This is a genomic window from Williamsia sp., from assembly GCF_036566845.1.
Lineage (GTDB): Bacteria > Actinomycetota > Actinomycetes > Mycobacteriales > Mycobacteriaceae > Williamsia.
The window spans coordinates 39281-58154 of record NZ_DATCVM010000030.1 but is presented as its reverse complement, the minus strand read 5'-3'; the positions used below and the strand labels follow the sequence as shown (position 1 = coordinate 58154).

General features: G+C 65.7%; 18 protein-coding genes and 1 pseudogene. 6 read left to right on the top strand and 13 right to left on the bottom strand.

The features are described 5' to 3' along the window. Nucleotides 1-204 precede the first annotated feature (204 nt). Nucleotides 205-1923, top strand: coding sequence for a sodium:proton antiporter (locus tag VIQ49_RS02295; RefSeq protein ID WP_331880351.1), 1719 nt, complete (start codon nt 205-207; stop codon nt 1921-1923). Between the two features lie 6 nt (nt 1924-1929). Here the strand turns inward: VIQ49_RS02295 and VIQ49_RS02290 are convergent, their stop codons facing one another. From VIQ49_RS02290 to rnhA, 3 genes are all read right to left on the bottom strand, one after another. Continuing rightward, nucleotides 1930-3021 (bottom strand): PQQ-dependent sugar dehydrogenase, encoded by a 1092-nt coding sequence (locus VIQ49_RS02290; protein ID WP_331880349.1) that lies wholly within the window; start codon nt 3019-3021, stop codon nt 1930-1932. An 83-nt stretch (nt 3022-3104) separates the two neighbouring features. Beyond that, nucleotides 3105-4028, bottom strand: coding sequence for a D-isomer specific 2-hydroxyacid dehydrogenase family protein (locus VIQ49_RS02285; RefSeq protein ID WP_331880347.1), 924 nt, complete (start codon nt 4026-4028; stop codon nt 3105-3107). After that, nucleotides 4025-4492, bottom strand: a complete 468-nt coding sequence (gene rnhA / locus VIQ49_RS02280; RefSeq protein WP_331880345.1) for a ribonuclease HI — start codon at nt 4490-4492, stop codon at nt 4025-4027. The genes VIQ49_RS02285 and rnhA overlap by 4 nt, the downstream gene beginning before the upstream one ends. Before the next feature lie 50 nt (nt 4493-4542). On the opposite strand from rnhA, the gene VIQ49_RS02275 reads away from it, so the two are divergent. After that, nucleotides 4543-5562, top strand: coding sequence for a nitronate monooxygenase (locus VIQ49_RS02275; protein ID WP_331880343.1), 1020 nt, complete (start codon nt 4543-4545; stop codon nt 5560-5562). 34 nt (nt 5563-5596) lie between these two features. On the opposite strand, the gene VIQ49_RS02270 is transcribed toward VIQ49_RS02275, so the two are convergent. From VIQ49_RS02270 to VIQ49_RS02260, 3 genes are all read right to left on the bottom strand, one after another. Continuing rightward, a complete protein-coding gene (locus tag VIQ49_RS02270) occupies nt 5597-5746 on the bottom strand; it encodes a hypothetical protein (RefSeq protein ID WP_331880341.1) in 150 nt (49 codons plus the stop codon). 77 nt (nt 5747-5823) lie between these two features. Next, nucleotides 5824-6513, bottom strand: coding sequence for a TIGR02206 family membrane protein (locus VIQ49_RS02265; RefSeq protein WP_414731557.1), 690 nt, complete (start codon nt 6511-6513; stop codon nt 5824-5826). A 109-nt stretch (nt 6514-6622) separates the two neighbouring features. Continuing rightward, nucleotides 6623-7318, bottom strand: a complete 696-nt coding sequence (locus VIQ49_RS02260; protein WP_331880337.1) for an NUDIX hydrolase — start codon at nt 7316-7318, stop codon at nt 6623-6625. A 99-nt stretch (nt 7319-7417) separates the two neighbouring features. Between VIQ49_RS02260 and VIQ49_RS02255 the strand changes: the two genes are divergently transcribed. Beyond that, nucleotides 7418-8419, top strand: coding sequence for an SPFH domain-containing protein (locus VIQ49_RS02255; protein ID WP_331880335.1), 1002 nt, complete (start codon nt 7418-7420; stop codon nt 8417-8419). 36 nt (nt 8420-8455) lie between these two features. Continuing rightward, complete coding sequence (locus tag VIQ49_RS02250; protein WP_331880334.1) at nt 8456-9340, top strand: hypothetical protein; 885 nt, start codon at nt 8456-8458, stop codon at nt 9338-9340. Between the two features lie 38 nt (nt 9341-9378). On the opposite strand, the gene VIQ49_RS02245 is transcribed toward VIQ49_RS02250, so the two are convergent. Continuing rightward, nucleotides 9379-10359 carry an arsenic resistance protein gene (locus VIQ49_RS02245; protein WP_414731556.1) on the bottom strand — a complete coding sequence of 327 codons (981 nt, stop codon included), beginning with the start codon at nt 10357-10359 and terminating at the stop codon, nt 9379-9381. A gap of 156 nt (nt 10360-10515) precedes the next feature. Here VIQ49_RS02245 and VIQ49_RS02240 point away from each other — a divergent pair, with 156 nt between their 5' ends. Beyond that, nucleotides 10516-10758 (top strand): DUF3263 domain-containing protein, encoded by a 243-nt coding sequence (locus VIQ49_RS02240; RefSeq protein ID WP_331880333.1) that lies wholly within the window; start codon nt 10516-10518, stop codon nt 10756-10758. Nucleotides 10759-10789: 31 nt separating this feature from the next. Here VIQ49_RS02240 and VIQ49_RS02235 read toward each other — a convergent pair. Further along, nucleotides 10790-11791, bottom strand: a pseudogene (locus VIQ49_RS02235) (acyl-CoA dehydrogenase family protein). A 331-nt stretch (nt 11792-12122) separates the two neighbouring features. Between VIQ49_RS02235 and VIQ49_RS02230 the strand changes: the two are divergent. Next, on the top strand, nt 12123-13004 hold the full coding sequence (locus VIQ49_RS02230) for a sulfurtransferase (protein WP_331880331.1): 882 nt from the start codon (nt 12123-12125) through the stop codon (nt 13002-13004). A 31-nt stretch (nt 13005-13035) separates the two neighbouring features. Here VIQ49_RS02230 and VIQ49_RS02225 read toward each other — a convergent pair whose 3' ends face one another. The 5 genes from VIQ49_RS02225 to VIQ49_RS02205 form a co-directional block, all read right to left on the bottom strand. Next, nucleotides 13036-13932: a universal stress protein gene (locus tag VIQ49_RS02225; protein WP_331880329.1), complete on the bottom strand. Its 897-nt coding sequence runs from the start codon at nt 13930-13932 to the stop codon at nt 13036-13038. Between the two features lie 185 nt (nt 13933-14117). After that, on the bottom strand, nt 14118-14858 hold the full coding sequence (locus VIQ49_RS02220; protein WP_331880327.1) for a M23 family metallopeptidase: 741 nt from the start codon (nt 14856-14858) through the stop codon (nt 14118-14120). 212 nt (nt 14859-15070) lie between these two features. Then, entirely contained in the window at nt 15071-16663 is a 1593-nt protein-coding gene (locus tag VIQ49_RS02215) for a regulator (protein ID WP_331880326.1), read from the bottom strand. 15 nt (nt 16664-16678) lie between these two features. Continuing rightward, entirely contained in the window at nt 16679-17392 is a 714-nt protein-coding gene (locus VIQ49_RS02210) for a cysteine hydrolase (RefSeq protein WP_331880324.1), read from the bottom strand. Continuing rightward, nucleotides 17389-18828 (bottom strand): allophanate hydrolase, encoded by a 1440-nt coding sequence (locus VIQ49_RS02205; protein WP_331880322.1) that lies wholly within the window; start codon nt 18826-18828, stop codon nt 17389-17391. The genes VIQ49_RS02210 and VIQ49_RS02205 overlap by 4 nt, the downstream gene beginning before the upstream one ends. Nucleotides 18829-18874 lie beyond the last annotated feature (46 nt).

The window sequence follows — 18874 nt, the reverse complement described above, 5'->3', positions numbered from 1 at the left end:
CGGGAAGGGCCCGGTCGACGGTAACGAGAGCCCGGTCGGCGGCTACGAGGGCCCGGTCGACGGTAACGAGGGCCCGGTCGGCGGCTACGAGGGCCCGATCGACGGGGAGGGGCCCGCTCGGCGACGGTGATCGGCGCTACGGGGGAGACTGGTCGAGGGCAGTCGCCTGCTTGCTTGAAGTGACCCCGAAAGAGCGGAGTGTGTGTGGAACTGACCCTGGTCTTGGTTCTGGCAGTCGTCGCGACCGTCGGGGTCGCGGTCTTTTCCGGACGACTGGGTGTCGCGGCACCGTTGGTGCTGGTGATCGTCGGGGCCGGCCTGAGTTTTGTGCCCGGGTTCCCCGATCTCGAGATCCCTCCGGAGTTCATCCTGGCGGGGGTGCTGCCACCCCTGTTGTATTCGGCGGCGGTCAACATGCCGGCGCAGGATTTTCGACGGAACTTCAAACCGATCACCGCGCTGGCCGTGGTCCTGGTGGTCGTCACAACTCTGGGAACGGGCTGGTTCTTCCACGCGTTGATCCCGGATCTGGGGTGGCCCGCGGCGTTCGCGCTCGGGGCGGTGATCAGTCCGACCGATGCTGTCGCCGCCACCTCGGTGGGTAAGAAACTCGGGTTGCCCTCCCGTGTCGTGGCGGTCCTCGAAGGTGAGGGTCTGGTCAACGACGCATCGGCGCTGGTGTTGCTGCGGTCGGCCGTCGCGGCGCTTGCCGGAACGGTATCGCTTTGGGGCGTGGCCGGTGACTTCGTGTTCGCGGTGGTGGTCGCGTCTGTGATCGGACTGATTGTCGGCTACGCCAACGTCCGGCTCCGCGGCCTGCTCAACGACCCGATCCTGACAACCGCCATCTCGCTGATCGTGCCGTTCATCGCCTACCTGCCCGCAGAGGAGGCAGGTGCCTCCGGGGTACTGGCAGTGGTTGTCGCGGGCCTGGTCACCGGGCATCAGGCCTCCAGTCACCTCGGGGCCCAGGACCGGATCGCGGAAGCCATCAACTGGCGCACGCTGGCATTCCTGCTGGAGGGCGCCGTATTTCTGCTCATGGGTCTCGAGCTCAAGAAGTCGATCGAAGATGTGCAGGAGAGTTCGTTCAGCACCTGGCACGCAGTCGGCCTCGGACTGGCGGCGTCCCTGATCGTGATCCTGCTACGCATCGCTTTTGTGGCGCCGATGGTCGCGTTGCTGCGCCGCGACACCCAACGCGCGCAGGAGTCGATCACGCGCCTGGACGAAATGCAGGCAAGGCTCGATGCGCGCGAGCCCGACAACCTGCTCACCGAACGACGGCTGCGCCACATGCAGACCCGGATGACGCGGGTGTCGGCCGACGTCGCCTTCAAACTCAACGAGACACTCGGATGGCGCGGTGGTGTGGTGCTCGGCTGGGCCGGAATGCGCGGTGCCATCACCGTCGCGGCCGCACAGACGTTGCCGTCGGACACCCCGCACCGACCACAGCTGATTCTGATCGCGTTTGTGGTGGCAGGGACAACGCTTCTGCTGCAAGGGTTCACGTTGCCCGGTGTGATCCGGATGGCGAAAGTCGCACCTGATGATCAGGACCGGTTGCGCGACGAATACTCGCATCTGGTCACCGAATTGCAGCAGGCGGCCCTCGAAGCATTGGGCGATCCGGACGTGATCGGCAGCGGTGACAGCATGATGTCCGACGCGGTCATCGACATGGTTCGCAACGACAGCATCATCGGCCGCGCTCGCGTCCAGAGTGAAACCGAAGGTCAGACCGATGGGCGTGAACAGTACTTCCGGCTCCGTCTGCGGGTGTTGTCCGCGGAACGTGATGCGTTGCTTCGCGTTCGAAAGCTGGGTGTGTACAGCTCGCAGTCACTGACCTACGCGCAGCACCTGCTCGACCTCGAGGAGGCGCGGCTCGAACAATTGAGCAACGACAAAGCGGAGTAGCTCAGCTCAACCGACCACAACTCGTTTGATCCGATCGTCGTCAGGCCGGGGGATACCGCGGCCGTCGGTGTTGTTGGTGAGGAACCACAGCGAACCGTCCGGTGCCACGGCCACATCGCGGAGTCGACCGAACTGGCGGACGTACAGCTCTTCGGCCGTGGACGGATTGTTGACCGGGATTGCGCGCAGGCGCTCACCTCTCAGGTTGGCGACGTAGATGGTCTGCCCGGCGATCGTCATGCCGCTGGGGCTGGCCACGTCCGGTCGCCACTGCTGCACCGGGTTGATGTAGGCCGGGTCTTGGCCGATGCCCTCGACCTCCGGCCAGCCGTAGTTGCCGCCGGGCCGGATGATGTTGAGTTCGTCCCAGGCGTCCTGCCCGTACTCGACCGAGAACATGGTGCCGTCTGCAGACCACGCCAGCCCCTGCACGTTGCGATGCCCGAGCGACCACACCGGACTACCTGAGGTCGGGTTGTCTGCCGGCACTCCGCCGTCCGCGGTCACCCGCAGGATCTTGCCGGCCAGGCTCGCGGGGTCCTGTGCACTGGGTCGATCCTGTGCATCGCCGGTGGTGACGTAGAGCATGCCGTCCGGTCCGAACGCGATACGTCCGCCGTTGTGGGTACGCCCGCCGGGGATCCCGGTCAGGATGTCTTCGGGTTCGCCGAGGCCGAGTGTGCCCGCGGATCCGGTCAGCGGGTACTTCACAACTCGGTTGTCGCCGGCGGTGCCGGTGAAGTAGACGTACAGCTCACCTTCTCCGGCGGCCAGGCCGAGCAAGCCGCCCTCACCGGCAGGCGCGACGTCGCGGACTGCGCCGACCACCCGGGTGCCGTCGCCGACGATCTCGAGGATGTTGCCGGTGTCGCGTTCGCTGATGAGTGCGGCACCCTGGGTGAACACAACCGACCACGGTGCGTCGAGACCGGTGACGACGTCTTCGGGCGCCCCCGGGGCCTCGGAAGACCCGAACCCCGACGATGACGGTGGCCAGGGTATCGGGTTCGTGGGTGCGGTACTGGCGGGCCCGCCGCTGCAGGCTGCGATCAACGTCGCTCCGACGATGGACAGGATTATTCGGACCCTGATGCGCACGACGGTCTCCCTGGTGGATTCATGTGGGGTTCGACGTTCACGTTACGTGGGCCCGGCGGTGATCGGCGCCAATTGCGGGAGGGTCAGTAACTGGCGCCCGGATCGACGCGGGCCAGCATGTCATCGCCGCCGGCGGCGAAACGTCGCATGTTCTCGGCAACCCAGGGCGCCAGCGTGCGGGTCAGGCCCGACGACGGGTTGGCCACATGTGGGGTGATGATCGCGTTGGGCAGATCCCACAGCGGGTGATCGACGGCCGGTGGCTCCGGATCGGTGACATCCAGTGCGGCACCGGCAATGACGCCCGTGGTCAGCGCGGTGTGCAGCGCGGACTCGTCCACCAGGGGACCGCGCGCGACGTTGACGATCCACGCATGTGACGGCAACGCGGCGAGGGTGGTGGCGTTGATCATGTTCCGGGTCTCGTCGGTGGCGGGTGCGGCCAGGACGACGTGGTCGCATCGTGACCAGGCCTCGTCGAGACGACTCGACGGCAACGTGTCGAGTGCACCCTCGACCGGACGCCCGGAGTGGTTGACTGCCAACACATCTGCGCCGCAGGCCCGGAGTCGCGGGATCAGCGAACGGGCGATCCCGCCGGCGCCGATGATGGCCACGGTGGAGCCGTGCAGTGAGCGGACCGCGGTGTCGATCGCCTCTTTGTCCCAATGTCGTTGTACGGCAACGTTGATCTGGCGGAGTCCGGCGAGCAGCAGTGCCAGAGCGTGTTCGGCGACGTTCTCCGCATAGAAACCCGACGCGTTGGTCCAGATCCGTTTGTCGTCGAGCAGTCCCGCATTCAGAAATGATTCGATCCCGGCCAGCCGCAACTGGACCCATTCGATGTGGTCGGGCAGGGGCGCCGGGAAGCCGGCCACGTCGCCGGTCCACACCAGTACGCGCGCATCGGCGAGGTCGACGATCTCGCCACCGGCAGAGGAGATGGCTCGGGCCAGATGGGGATCGTGGTCGGGAATCAGGGCGACCGGGATCGGCGTGGCACTCATGATCCCTCTTTCAGTTTGCGGGCGGCGCTGGTGGCGAGTTGATCGGCGATCTCGTTGTAGTGGTCGCCGGCATGACCTTTCACCCACTTCCACTCGACGTCGTGCCTGGCGCACTGTTCGATGAGTTCCCGCCACAACTCGCTGTTCTTCACCGGCTTCTTGTCTTTGGTCAGCCAACCGTTGGATTGCCAGCCCGCGGCCCACTTCATGATCCCGTTGCGGACGTAGGTGCTGTCGGTGTACAGGATCACTCGAGACGGCTTCTTCACCGCTTCGAGTCCCTTGATGGCGGCGGTGAGTTCCATCTTGTTGTTGGTCGTGTCGGGTTCGGAGCCGGAGATCGGCTTTTCGTGCTCCTTGTACCGCAGGATCGCGCCCCATCCGCCCGGACCGGGGTTGCCGAGGCAGGCGCCGTCGGTCGAGATCTCGACGGGCGTAGTCGTGGTGGCGATCGTCTCTGACATGGCTGAAAGGCTACCGTCGGCATAGGACGACGAAGCGCAGGAGGTTTGCCGTGGCAGTGTTCGATGTTCGAGATCTCGAGGTGCCGATCGTGGGGGCGCCGATGGCGGGCGGCCCGAGTACCCCGCAATTGGCGGCGGCAGTCACCGACGTCGGCGGACTCGGTTTCCTGGCCGGGGCCTTGCTCAGTGCCGACAAGCTCGCCGACGACATCGCCACGGCTCGTTCGCTGACCACGGGTCCCCTCGCGGTGAACCTCTTTGTGCCGCAGCCTGACGCGGGGAAGCCTGCGGAGATCGCTGCCTATGCCGACGAGCTCGGCGAACTGGCCCGGCACTTCGGTGTGCAGCTCGGTGAGCCGCGATACACCGACGACGACTACGCGCAGAAGGTGGAGGTTCTGCTGGACACCAAGCCGGAGGTGGTCTCGTTCACGTTCGGCTGTGCCCACGCCGGTGACATCAAACGATTCGCCGATGCCGGCGTGGCGACCTTCGGGACCGTGACGACCAGGGTCGAGGCCGAAATCGCGGTCGCCCGGGGTGTCGACGTCCTGGTGGCACAGGGCCCAGGCGCAGGGGGTCATCGGGGCACCTTCGATCCGTTGGCCCGGCCATCGAGTGATTCGCTCGACACCCTGGTGGTGTCGGCCTGTGCGGTGAGCGATGTGGTGGTCGCGGCCGGTGGGATCAGCACACCCGGGGCGGTCGCGGCAGCCCTCGATCTCGGAGCGGTTGCCGTCCAGGTGGGTACGGCGCTGCTACTGAGCGACGAGGCCGGGACGAATCCGGTGTCGAGGGCGGCGCTCACCGATCCGCAGTTCACCAAAACCGCTGTGACCCGGGCATTCTCGGGCCGATACGCGCGTGGTCTGCGTAACCGGTTCATGCAGAACCATGAACCGACCGCGCCACTGGCGTACCCGCAGATCCACTACCTGACCGGACCGCTGCGCCGGGCTGCGGTCGCGGCGGGTGATCCCCACGCGACGAATCACTGGGCCGGCACCGGATTCAAGCACATCGGCCCGGGTCGGGCAGCGGGCATCGTGGCCGCGCTCGCCGGTCGATGACCACTGCCGGTCGATGACCACTGCCGGTCGATGACTACTGTCCGTCGATGGAACCCGCGGTTCCGCCGACCGCATGGCCGCGATTGATCTCGTGGCCGTGTTCGCCGGCTTCGTAGACCGCCGCCTGCTTGCGCAGTTCTTCGGTTTCGCCGATCGGTTCTGCGTCTTCGAACGGGAACGTCATCAGACCTCACTTCGGTAGGAGTCCTGCCTCCAACCTAGTCGCGGACCCGGGTGCTTGCAGGGACCTCCGGCGGATCATCACGGAGATGGCTGCGACCGCACCCACGGGTAGGTCATGAGCGCCCACACGACGAGGATCAGGCTGGTCGCGGTCAGCACATACAGCGGCCAGGGCCCCAGGACATCCAGCAAAGACGAGGTGGCGGGTTTTCGGTTGAGGAATCCGTAGTTGGTGCCGGCGATGCGGTTGAAGGTGAAGGTGGTCACCGCCCACACCGCCGTCACCACCACCGCGATCCGGTAGCTGCGCCACTGCGGCCGCATCCGCCGGCCCCAGGTGAGGTAGATCGCAGCCCAGACGACAAGCAGATGGATGCCCCAGAACGTGAGGAACTCGTAGTGGGGGAAGTCCGGACCGGTCAGGACCGGTGAGATCAACGCCTGTGCGCTCAGCACCAGACCCCAGTAGTAGGTGAGTGCGTACGCCCAGTGAGCCTGCGACCACAGTGCGTAGGCCGCCGCGACCGTCGCGAGATCGGTCAGACGCAGTGGAACGGACCCATCGATGCTGGGCGGGATCAGCGAATAGACCAGCGCCGCCGCGTAGATGGTGGCGGTGGTGGCCCCCAGGACGCGTCCGAGCAGCCGCGCCTGTGCGTCGGTCTGCCGGCGCCCGAGCCAGACCAGCAGTGCGGCGACCGCGACGAACAGAGAGATCACCGCCCAGTACGACGGGCCGTACGCCGTGAAATCCCTTTGTGCGGTCAACAATTCATCACCTCCGCAGTTGTCTTGTCACTGTCCGACGGTTGAAGTTGTGGGAGTGAGCGCCGTGCGCGGCTGCGTCAAGAAGGGGCCGGGTCGGTGTGGACGGGGGTCAATTGGGCCTCAGTAGTGGCGGATGCAGCAGGGTGGCCTCGCCGACGGTGAACAGCGCTGCCGGCCGGCCGCCGTCCCGTCCGGTCATGGTCCCGGTCGGCCGGACAAAATCCGGGGCGCCGGTCACCTTGCGATGGAAATTGCGGGGATCAAGCGGTCGGCCCCAGACGGTTTCGTAGACCCGGCGCAGCTCGGCGACGGTGAACTCGGATCCACAGAAGGTCGCGGCGAGGGGGGTGTACTCGAGCTTCGACCGGGCGCGTTCGACACCGTCGGCCAGGATCCGACCGTGGTCGAACGCCAGGGAGGGCACCCCGTCGAGGATCTTCTCGACGGGGTGCAGGGCTGCGGTGGCGGCGTCTGATCCGGCGACCGGAACGGGTGTGTGCGGCGTCAGTGCCAGGTACGCGGCGCTGATGACCCGACCGCGCGGGTCGCGGTCCGGACGTCCGTAAGTGGCCAGTTGTTCGAGGTGCACGCCGCCACGTCCGACGCCGGTTTCTTCCAGGAGTTCCCGGTAGGCGGCGTCGGCGAGGTCTTCGTCGTCATGGACAAATCCGCCGGGCAATGCCCATTCGCCGAGGTACGGGTCGATACCTCGTCGGACCAGCAACGCGCACAGCCGGCCGTCGTGGATGGTCAGGACCACGAGGTCGACGGATGCCGCGGCGTTGAGCCAGAAGTCGGAGGACATGGACCCAGTGTAATCGTCATCTTGACGATTAAGTCCGATACCAGTTATCGTCAGCTTGACGACAAGGTGTCGTGGGAAGAAACGAAGGAGGGCCGGGTCATGGCCGACATCAACCGAGCGATGTTCCTGCGTCACATGCGGTGCGCGCCGAACATGTACGTCGAGCACACGGCAAAGGCGAAGCTGGTGCACTCGGGGCTGGCCCAGTCGTTCTGGTTCCGGCCACTGACCGCGTCGGTGAGTGAGGTTCCGGTGGATGATCAGCAGCTCCCGTTGCTGTTCCACGCCCGGACACTCGATTTCCAGGACCTGACGGTTCAGGCCACCGTCACCTACCGGATCATCGATCCGCACACGGCGGCCGGACGCATCGACTTCGGAATCGATCCCGACGAGGGCATCTGGAGGTCGCGGCCGCTGGATCAGCTGGCCGGCCTGTTGACGGAATCGGCCCAGCAGCACGCACTGGATCTGCTGTCGGGCACACCCCTTCGACAGGCACTGGCCGACGGGGTGAGTCCGGTCCGTGAGCGCATCGCGGTTGGACTGACCGGCGACCGGCGGCTGGCGGAGACGGGCTTGGAGATCGTCGATGTCCGAGTGGTCGCGTTGCGGTCGGAAGCCGAGATGGAGCGCGCCCTGCAGACCCCGCTCCGTGAGCAGGTGCAACAGGAAGCCGACCGGGCCACGTATGAACGGCGCGCGGTGGCGGTCGAACGGGAGCGGGCGATCACGGAAAACGAACTGCAGAGCCAGATCGAGCTGGCCCGCCGCGAGGAGCAACTGGTGGACCAACAGGGTCGCAACGCCCGCAAACGGTCGACGGAAGAGGTTGCCGCAGAGAAGATCCGGACCGAAGCGGACGCCGAGCGTCAGCAACTGCTGGCGCAGACACAGGCCGAAGCCACGCGTTTGGTCGGTATGGCACAGGCGGAGGTGGACGCCGCCGCACTGACGCCGTATCGCGACCTGGACCAGGCCACCGTGCTCGGCCTTGCGCTCAAGGAACTCGCTGCGAACATGCCGGAGATCGGGACATTGAATCTGACTCCGGACGTTCTGACACAGGTGCTCGGCCGCTTGGCCGCCGACCGCAAGTGACAACCCGAGCAACTGACAACCCGAAAGGAATCGACGATGGCACTGGCACCGCGGGCGGTGATCGTATATCGCCGTACCGAACTCGACGACCTGCTGGCAGCACATGGCACCCGTGGCCAGGCCGCGTTCTTCCTGCGCTCCCGCGGGCGTGACATCGACGACGTCCAAGCACGTCACGATGCGGTCGAACGAGCCCGCACCCGCGTCGACGCAGCGATCCCGGCGGACTGGCGCCGCGGGCTGGTCGAACGAAGTGATCTGAGCCGCTTCGTCTTCGGGGTCGAGGATGTGATCGTGGTCGTCGGTCAGGACGGTCTGGTGGCCAACGTCGCGAAGTACCTCGATGGCCAGCCGGTGCTGGGAGTCAATGCCGAGCCGGAGCGCAATCCCGGAGTGCTGGTGAATCATCGCGCCGACGAAATCGAAGAGATCCTGCTTCGGCCCGGCGCACTCGAACGGGGCACACCCTGCACGATGGTCGAAGCCGAACTCGACGACGGTCAGATCCTGCGGGCGCTCAATGAGATCTACATCGGGCACCCCTCCCACCAGTCAGCGCGCTATCGCATCGAATTCGGCGCGGCAGCCGAACGACAGTCGTCGTCGGGAGTTCTGGTGGGCACCGGGACCGGCGGCACCGGGTGGTGTCGGTCTGTGTGGCTCGAACGCGGCAGCGGGTTGATTCTGCCGTTGCGACCGGATCCTGAGCTGTGCTGGTTTGTCCGGGAGGCCTGGCCGTCGCCGGCCACCGGCACCGATCTGACCGAAGGGTTGCTGGCCGAGGGCGAGGAACTCGGGATCATCGCCGAATCAGATCTCGTGGTGTTCGGCGACGGCATCGAATCCGATGCGCTGTCGGTGTCGTGGGGACAGCGGATCGCGGTGCGGCGAGCGCCGGTGGCGATGCTGCTGGTGGACTGAACCCCGCCCAACAGGTCCCGGCTCAGTGGATTTCGGGATCACACGGTTCTGGCCGGAACCAATCTCGGAATCACCTTGACGTACACGGTCATGCCGATGATCTCGACGAGAGTCTGGGTCACGACGACCACTGCGGCGACCTCGTATCCGGCCGGCAAGGCGAGGGCCAGGGGCATCACGACCAGCGAGTTGCGCGTGGCGCCACTGAACACCACCGATCGGCGACCGGCCGCGTCCAGTGAGAACAGCGCCGACACCAGCATCCCGGCGCCGGCCATCACGACCAGGAAGATCACGTAAACCGGAACCACCGCAACAACATCGCGGTCGAGGCCGTCGAGTTCGGGGAGCTGGGAGCCGACAACGGCGAACAGCACCACCGCCATCAGCGGGACCATGACTGCGGTGGCCCCGTCCTCGAAACGGCGGATGACGGTCGCGCGATTCGCCGCCCACTGGGTGGCCCAGGCCAAGGCAAGGGGGACGGCGATCAGATACAGGAACGCCTCGACAAACGGGCGGTTGTCGACCACGTCGGTGAGGTCGGGGCCCATGAAGAGCCACAAATAGAATGGGAGCAGCGCCATCTGGAGCAGCAGCAGGATCGGGGTGGCAGCGATCAGCCGTTGCCTGCTGCCGCCGGCGAGCCCGGCGAACACGATGACGTAGTCGACGCAGGGACAGAGCAGGACCAGCAGAACCCCCACGCGCACAGCCTGTTCGGACGGCAGGAAGGTGAACAATCCCCCGACGACCACCGGCACCACCACGAAGTTCAGCAGGATCAATGCCGCGATGAAGCGGTGGTCCCGAAAGGCGCGCCCGAGGTCGGCGGCCGGCACCTGGAGAAACGTCACGTACAGAAGTGCGCCGAGGGCCGGGTTGATCAAGGCCGCCAGCACCGAACCGGATCCCGATACCGACCAGCCCACCACCGCGCCGGCCACCATGGCCCCGAGATAGACGGAGACCTGATGCCGATCGAGCTGTTCGGGAAGGTTCGGTGATGACTGCGCCAACCGGCCCGACTCCCGCGCTCGTAGGTGGCGATACAAGGGTGGTCGCGTATCGCAGGTGTCATCTTCGCAGATCCGGTGTCCTCTGTATGAGTGACATGTGCCGCCCGCTCGATCCCTGGTGTGCGAGGTATGGGGTGTCCGGTGATAATTGGACGCATGGCCAAAGCCCACGAGAACCTCGATGACCAACCCGCGGACATCCTGGACTTCGCACGTCGCTGGTACCACTATGGCGGCGGATCAGCCGAGGACATCCTCGTTGAGTTCGGAATCACCGAGCACGAGTACTTCCATCGGCTCGGTGCGGTGCTCGACACCCGATCATTCGATCCCGATGACAAGGAGATCGACGCGATCCGGGTGGTCGTGGCGGCGCGGCTGACGCCGGGCGCCCGGTAACGTTCGGTCCTGTCTCGCCGGGCACATCCGGTCAGAGTGCTCGCGCGATGATCGTCTTCATGATCTCGTTGGTACCGTCATAGATCCGTTGCACACGCGCGTCCTCGTACATCCGGCCGATGAGGTACTCGCGCGGGTAGCCGTAACCGCCATGGAGTTGCACGCAGCGGTCGACGACCTCGCAGTGCCGATCGGTGATCCAGTACTTCGCCATCGCGGCGGTGGTCGGATCGAGCTCGCCCCGCATGTGTTGCTCGACGCAGTGATCGAAGAATACCTGACTGGTCAGTGCGATCGTCGGACATTCGGCGAGTTCGAAGGCGGTGTTCTGGAACTCGAAGATGCTGTGCCCGAAGGCTTGTCGCTCTTTGGTGTACCGGACGGTCTCTTCCAGGGCGCGCTTCATCCCACCCGTCGACTGGGCGGCGATGATGAGTCGTTCCTGACCGAGCTGGGCCATGAGCTGCGCGAAGCCCTGACCTTCCTTGTCGCCCAAGAGGTTTGTCACCGGAACCCGTACATCGGAGAACGAGAGCTCGGAGGTGTCGGCTCCGTGCTGGCCGACCTTGTCCAGGACGCGTCCGACGGTAAAGCCGTCGCAGCCGCGGGTGTCGACGAGAACCAGCGACACGCCCTTTGCGCCGCCCTTCGGGTCGGTCTCGACCGCGAGGACGATCACGTCGGCCGTGGAACCGTTGGTGATGAAGGTCTTCGACCCGTTGATGACATAGCTGTCGCCGTCGCGGATGGCGGTGGTGGTGATGGCCCCCATCGCGAAATCTCCCGCGTAACCCTGGGCCTCGAGGGCAGCGAAGTCATGGGCGAATGTGCCGCCACCGCCGCCGTGTTCCTCCGGGATCGAGCAGAGCAGCAGGCCGAGTTCTCCGGCCTTGCGCCACACATCCCGGTCGACGTGCCGCCGGCTGTCCCAGCGCTCGGCGTGGGCCATGACCTCACGTTCGAAGAAGCCGCGTGCGAGCTAGGAGACGGCCCGGACCTCGTCGTCATCCCAAGAAGGTGTGTGGTTGATCATCGTTGTTCCTTCTGCGGTGGAATCGTGCAGGGAGTTGCAGCCCAGGATCGAGCAGCGACGACACTTCTCCCCGGAATCCGTGTTGCCCCTGGTCGGCGGGTCGAGGCCGCGTCAAAGAGGTTGTGTCACAACAGAATGAGAGGAACGCAAGGTGCTCGACCGGGCAATGTGGCCGGTATGAGCATTCCTTGCTGCGCAGTATTTCAGATGTGACATCCGGTGTCATCGGTTGGGCTCGGTGAGGTCGCCGACGTGGCGGACTCGCCGCGGTGGCCACTAGCGTGGCTGCCGGGGGAGGAATCGAATCCGTATCGATCGATCGAGAGGCCTCATGAGTATCGAGTCAGTTCCAGCCATCGTCGACGTAGCGTGGCTGCGCACCCACCTTGATGATCCCGATCTCGTCGTGGTCGATTCCACGACGCATCTGCCGATACCGAAAGACGGCCCCTACGTGCCGGAGTCGGGCCGGCAGACGTACAACGTCGAGCACATCCCCGGTGCGCTCTTTGCCGACCTGCTCACCGACTTCGCCGACCCCGCCGCCGAACACGCGTGGACCGTGCCGAGCCCGGAACATTTTGCCGAGGCAGCCGGTGCCCTGGGAATCGGCACCGGCGCCACCGTCGTCGTCTACGACCAGTCGCAGGGATTCTGGGCGACCCGGTTGTGGTGGCATCTGCGCCTCGAAGGGTTCGACGACGTCACCGTGCTCGATGGCGGTCTACAGGCGTGGAAGGCGGCCGGAAGCGAGGTGTCCAACGCGGTGTCGATCCCGACGCCGCGCACCTTTGTCCCGAATCGTCGCCCCGAACTACTGCGTTCCACCGAAGACGTGTTCGCGGCGATCGACGACGGGTCCACGATCGTCGTCAACGTTCTCGACGAGGCCACGTACCGCGGCGAGACCACGACCTATGCCCGCAACGGCCACATCCCCGGCAGCATCAACGTGCCCGTACGCGATGTGCTCGACCTCGAGAACGGTGGCTTCAAGCCGGTCGAAGAACTCACGGCGACCCTCGCCGAGGCGGGGTTGCTCGACCAGGACAAAAAGGTGATCACGTACTGCGGTGGCGGGATCGCTGCCACCGGTGTCGCCTACGCGCTGGCGCAGGCGGGTCGCTCCGACGTCGCGATCTACGACGGATCGATGACCGCCTGGGCCGCCGAGGCGGACCTGCCGCTGGTTCAGGGCCCGGCACCGCGCTGACCCGCGACCGGGGTCACGGCGATGGCGGCCGTCAGCGGACGACCAGCACCGAGCATTCGGCGTGGTGGATGAGGCTCTGGCTGACGGAACCGAGGACCGCGCCGGTCAGTTTGCCGTGACCCCGGCTGCCCACCACCACCAGCTGCGCTTCGCGGGACATCTCCTTGAGTCCCTTGGCCGGGCCGCTGTCGGTGTAGACCTTGTGGATGTGCGCGCCGGGGAACTCTTTCCGTAGCGGCGCGAGGAGTTCGTCCATCTTCGTTTCCTGGTCCGCCTTCAACAGGTTCATCAGGTTCCAGTCGACCGGGCCTTCGCCGTAACCGAGACCGACCGCGGCCCCGGTTTCCCACATGTGGGCCACCGTCACCGGTGCGCCCAGGGCGGTGGCAACAGAGAACGCCGCGCGCAAGGCCCTGATCGAGTTCTCGGACTCATCGATGCCGACAACCACCGGTAGCGGCTTGCCGGTTCGGGTGGCCTCGGATTCGCGCCAGACCAGGACCGGGCACTTCGCGTTGTTGACGATGCGGATGACGTGACCGCCGAGGATGAGATCACTGGTGGCGCTGTGCCAGTGCGAGCCGACGACGATCAGGCGCGCGGTCTCGGAGGTCTCGGCGAAGACCGACGGCACGGATTCGTTGACGATGCGGCGGTCGATCGTCAAACCGGGATGCTGTTCGCGGATGGCACTCTCGGCGTCGTCGAGCTTGTTGTTCCCGTCGGCGGCGAGTTCTTCGGCCAGCGACTCTGGGCTGAACACCATCGCATTGGCGAAATACCACTCGAGTCGCGGGATGGCGTGGAGCAACTGGAGCGGAGATCCGCTGCGGGCGGCGAAATCTGCGGCCCACCGCGCAGCACCGAGGGCGCCTTCCGAACCGTCGATCCCGACAATTACCGGTGCACTGCTTGCCGCGGCGTTCATCACACGTCCTCGTCTCTCGCATCACTGCCGGACCCGTCCCGATCTGGGTGTCCGGTTTGACCCGAACTCTATGCCGGGGGGTGCGCGGTATCAACGAGATCCGCTCCACGTGCCTGCGTCTGAGCCGGTTGCAACCGGCGCGAACGCGAGTACGTGGAGCGGATTTAGTCTGGCGGACCGTCAGATCACATGTTCACGCCGCGATTGTCGAGCCACACCGCGGGGTCGATCTTGGAACCATCGGTGTCCCAGACCTCGTAGTGCAGGTGCGGTCCGGTGGATTGGCCCTCATTGCCGACGGTGCCGATCTGCTCTCCGGCCTTGACCTGTTGGCCGGCGGTCACGAAACTCTGGTCGACATGTCCGAAGACGCCGATGGTGCCGTCGTCCTGCTGGACTCGGATCCACTGGCCGAAGCCGCTCGCGGGCCCGGACTCGATGACGGTTCCGTCGGTCACCGCGTACACCGGGGTGCCGATCTCGTTCGCGATGTCCAGACCGTAGTGAGTGGTGCCCCATCGTGCGCCGTAGCCTGAGGTGACGGTGCCCGTCGTCGGAGCCGCGGTGGTGGGTGCGATCGGGTTCGACGGGAGAAGGTCACGCGCGAGATCGTCGAGCGGCGCCGGCAGTGCCAGGTCGGAGGGCAGGGTCGGCAGTGGGGGCAGCTCGACGCCGGCCAGCGCCGGGATCTCGAGGGTGTTGATCGGGGCAGGCGGTGTGTCGGCGGAGGCCGTGGCAGCTCCACCCACGGTCAGGCCGATGACGCCGGCTGCTGCCACGAACGCACCTGTGGTCGCCACCGTCGGGAGGACGCTGGTTCTGGCAACGCGGTGCTGACCTCCTCGGCCGGAGCGCGGTTCGGCGTGCATCAGCACGCTGGTCGCGGGCAGGATCTGGTCGGGGGCATTCAGTCGGTGTCGAGCCACGAATAAGGTCCATTTCAGTAAGGCAACAGTTTGGTATCAGCGAGGACACGGAAAGGTTACTACATAGCTTTGATAATCAGTCGGCGGGTCATTTCGACCCCCCGATCGGGCCCGCTGAACACTTCCAACCCAAGGTCGACAACAGTGCCCCGGCCATGAGGCCGGGGCACTGTTGGATTGCGGGGATGGATGGGACTTCGCCAGGGTGATGCCTACTCGGCCATCACGTCGGACTCGTCGTGGACGACCTCATCCTTCGCTCCCGGCAGGAACGAGTACGCGAGGCAGACGATGCCGAAGAACAGATAGCCCAGCGCGACCTCCGGGGCGGCAGCCCACTCGATCTCCGGGGCGTGGATGAGGCCGATGAAGGACAACGCGGCGCCGACCGCGGAGGCGATGGCGGCGTACAGGAACTTCTTGTCGATGATGAACGTGACCATCGTGCCGAGCACCAGACCCACCAGCACGGCGCCTTCGCCGAACACCTTTAGACCCTCGTACACCACGCCGGCCTCGTTCAGAGCGCCCATGCCGACCTCTCCGGCACTGGTACCGGCGGCAGCCAGTGCGTTGTCGATGAGGCCGCTGGCCCACTGGGCAAGGTTGGGCAGGATCGCCGCGACCACCGCAATGGCGTGGATGCGTGGGACCGCCTGGAAGGCCTGCGCACCGATCAGCAATCCGATGTAGAGCAGAATCGGGACGATCGCCGGAACCGGTAGCAATGCTTCGAGAATCCCGAATAATCCGAGGAAGCAGAGCAGGCCGATCGCCAGACCGCTGGCCAATGAGTAACTTGCCCGACCGCCGGCGTCCTTCCAGCCCGGATGACCGATGTAGACCGCGGGTGGGAAGGGCGAACCGAATCCGGCGCCGATGCAGGCGCCGGCACCGTCGGCGAGCAGGACGCTGCGCAGGTTGTAATTGTCGCCGGCAGCCGAAGCACTCTCCACGTTGCTCATCGCTTCGGTGAAGTTGTAGATACCGAGAGGAATCGCGGTGCCGAGGAGCGGCGCCAGATCGGCCAGTCCGTCGAACAGCATGTCGAAACGCTGATCCGGGATACCCAGTGCGATGTTCTCGACGGCGTCACCAACGGCCGGCGCGTCCATGAACCCGCCGGCCCAGCCGATGGCGGTACCGACGAGCAGTGCCGCCAGTCCGACCGGGACATTGCCCGGCAGACGGACATTGGTGAAGAAGCCGATCAGGATGATCGCCAGCACCGGCAGCCCGATCCACGCTGCCTCCCACATCTGGGCGGCGGGCCGCATCGAGATGAAAGTGATGGAGATGCCGGCCAGAGTTCCGAGCATTGCCGCGCGCGGCGTGATCTTACGGATGTACGGGCCCACAAAGGCGCCGATCATCACGATCACGCCGATCATGAAAGCCCAGGCCAGTCCGGCCTGCCAGGCGGCGACGGCGTCATCGGTGCTCAGGTACACCGGCAGCATCACCACGAACACGACGATGAACATGTGCGGAACGCTCGGGCCGTACGGCAGGGCGGTGACGTCGGTGCGATTCTCCTTGCGCCCCAGACGTCGTGCCAGCCAGGTGTAGTAGAGGTTGCCCAGGATCAGTGCCACGCCGAGTGCAGGTAGCACGGTCCCGAAGACGTCGCCCTCGTTGAAGCCGACGACGTATATCAGGAGTCCGGTGAGGGTCAGAACGTTGACGAGGATGTTGAATCCGAGGCCGAAGAAGGCGTTGGTGTCGCCTCGTGTCCACCAGGGGATCGTCACGGGCTGGTCGGGTGCGGCAGGGATCGGGGTCTTTTCGTTGACATCAGTGCTCATGGGACTGGTCTTCCTTCAGCGTTGAGCGGTGGGTGCGGGTTCCGAACTGACGGGTAGAGCGGCAATGGCGGGGATGACCGCCGCGGAATCGGCAACCCAGCCGAAGATTCCACCTTGTGCGCAGATCATTTCCAGTCCCACCCGCTGGAATTCGGGAAAATATGAACCGACACAATCGGATACGACCAGGCACTCGTAACCGCGGTCGTTCGCCTCTCGTGTTGTGGTGTGGACGCATACCTCGGTGGTGACCCCGGTGACCAGCAGTTGGGTGATACCCGCGTCGGTGAGGATCTGCTGGAGCTCGGTGGCGTAGAAGGCGCCCTTGCCGGGTTTGTCGATGACCACCTCGCCGGCGGCCGGGGCGAGTTCGTCGATGATGTCGTGGCCGTACTCGCCACGGATCAGGATGCGTCCGTAGCGTCCCGGATCACCGATCCTCTTGGACGGGGCGCCGCGGTTGAGTTTCGCCGGCGGACAATCGGACAGATCCGGAACATGTCCTTCTCTGGTGTGGATCACGAGCATGCCGGCAGCCCTCGCGGCGGCGATGAGGTCGGCCAGGGGTGGCACCACTTTGAGGAGCATGTCCACGTCGTTGCCCAGACTCTCGCCGAAGCCGCCGGGCAGGATGAAGTCCCGCTGCATGTCGATCACGATCAGCGCCGTTTTCCCGGGTATCAGCGTGAACGGGCCGGGCGACGCCGTCTCGACGGTGGATGTGGTCATGAGTTCTCCCTGAGGGGTGTGGATGTGGTTGTTGCGGAAGGGGTTTGCTGCACAACCGTGGGCAGCGCGCCGGTGTCGCGGGGTTCGTCGAGCAAGCGTGCGGCGAGGGTGAGGACGGTGTCGTCGGACAGTGCCGGGCCCAGGATCATGGCACTTTGCGGCCGTCCGTCGGCGGTGGTGCCCACTGGTACCGCCACCCCGGTGAGGTCGAGGAGGTTGCCGAAGTGGGTGTAGTGCCCGAGAGCGGTGTTGCAGTCGATCGGCCGTTCGACCACCTCGTCGACGGTGAACGTGGTTCCGATGGTCGGCACGATCATCACGTCCATGTGTTCCCAGAGGCGCGCCACCTCGGCCTTGAGTTGCTGGAGTTTCTGCTGGGCGGCGAAAGCATCCACCGCGGTGTACTTCTCGCCGCTGCGCAGGATGTCGCGAACCACCGGATGGATCGAGTCCGGGTTGGTGGCCAGGAAGTCCGCGAACTCGACCAGCCGTTCGGCGACCCACGGACCGGCGTACAACAGGGCGCCCGCGGCCAGAAAAGGCGCCAGCTGGGCGTCGACGACGTTCTCGCTCAGTGTGATTCGATCCCGGAAGGCAAGGTGCGCGTTCTGCATCGCGGCATCGCCGAAGAACTCGAGTTCGCCTGCGGCAGGAAGGCCGACACGGATTGCGGTGCCCTGGTGACGCGGGCCTCGATCGCGGGACCACGGATCGTTGTTGTCGCGGCCGATCACCACATCGAGTACCCGGTCGGTGTCGTCGATCGATCCGGCCATCACGGTGATGCAGTCCAGCGACTTACAGGCCGGGACCAACCCCACGGTGCTGATCAGGCCGCGTGACGGTTTGAAACCGATGACACCGTTGAGCGCTGCGGGTACCCGCCCGGATCCGGCGGTGTCGGTGGCCACCGCAAACGGCACCTGACCCAGCGCGACCGCGAGGGCGGATCCGGAACTGGAACCGCCGGAGATCATGTTCCCGCCGAAGACGCTGCGCGGCACCGTATACGGGGTGCGGGTGCCGTTGAGGCCGGTGGCGAACTGATCGAGGTTGGTCTTGCCGACGTACAGGGCTCCTGCATCGAGCAAGCGCTGCACGGCGGGCGCGGTGGCGTCGGCGACGTACGCGTAGTCGGGGCAGGAGAGGGTGGTGGGCACTCCGGCGACGTCGATGCTGTCCTTCACCCCGAAGGGCACACCGTAGAGCGGGAGCGTGCGGGCGCCGGGCCGCTGTTCGATTTCTTCGGCAGCGGCAAGGAGTTCAGCGCGCGGGACGGTCGACAGCCAGGTACCGTCGTCGCCCCTGGCCGCGATCGCGTCGGCCACCCGGGCGGCGGTTTTGGTGGGCGAACCGGTGCCACTGGCATGCGATTGCAGGATCTCCGCCACGGATGGGCCGATGGAGGGTCCTGCTGCCGTCGAATCGAAAGTCATAATGTCGATTGTCGACAGAATGGTGGCAACCGCGGAACGGCTGCGT

What these genes read in the sequence shown, in the direction of transcription:
- VIQ49_RS02255 (WP_331880335.1), top strand. Translation starts at nt 7,418, where the DNA reads ATGGCCGACATCAACCGAGCGATGTTCCTGCGTCACATGCGGTGCGCG.
- VIQ49_RS02260 (WP_331880337.1), bottom strand. Translation starts at nt 7,318, where the DNA reads ATGTCCTCCGACTTCTGGCTCAACGCCGCGGCATCCGTCGACCTCGTG.
- VIQ49_RS02240 (WP_331880333.1), top strand. Translation starts at nt 10,516, where the DNA reads ATGGCCAAAGCCCACGAGAACCTCGATGACCAACCCGCGGACATCCTG.
- VIQ49_RS02215 (WP_331880326.1), bottom strand. Translation starts at nt 16,663, where the DNA reads ATGAGCACTGATGTCAACGAAAAGACCCCGATCCCTGCCGCACCCGAC.
- VIQ49_RS02210 (WP_331880324.1), bottom strand. Translation starts at nt 17,392, where the DNA reads ATGACCACATCCACCGTCGAGACGGCGTCGCCCGGCCCGTTCACGCTG.
- VIQ49_RS02270 (WP_331880341.1), bottom strand. Translation starts at nt 5,746, where the DNA reads ATGACGTTCCCGTTCGAAGACGCAGAACCGATCGGCGAAACCGAAGAA.
- VIQ49_RS02250 (WP_331880334.1), top strand. Translation starts at nt 8,456, where the DNA reads ATGGCACTGGCACCGCGGGCGGTGATCGTATATCGCCGTACCGAACTC.
- rnhA (WP_331880345.1), bottom strand. Translation starts at nt 4,492, where the DNA reads ATGTCAGAGACGATCGCCACCACGACTACGCCCGTCGAGATCTCGACC.
- VIQ49_RS02230 (WP_331880331.1), top strand. Translation starts at nt 12,123, where the DNA reads ATGAGTATCGAGTCAGTTCCAGCCATCGTCGACGTAGCGTGGCTGCGC.
- VIQ49_RS02285 (WP_331880347.1), bottom strand. Translation starts at nt 4,028, where the DNA reads ATGAGTGCCACGCCGATCCCGGTCGCCCTGATTCCCGACCACGATCCC.
- VIQ49_RS02225 (WP_331880329.1), bottom strand. Translation starts at nt 13,932, where the DNA reads ATGAACGCCGCGGCAAGCAGTGCACCGGTAATTGTCGGGATCGACGGT.
- VIQ49_RS02205 (WP_331880322.1), bottom strand. Translation starts at nt 18,828, where the DNA reads ATGACTTTCGATTCGACGGCAGCAGGACCCTCCATCGGCCCATCCGTG.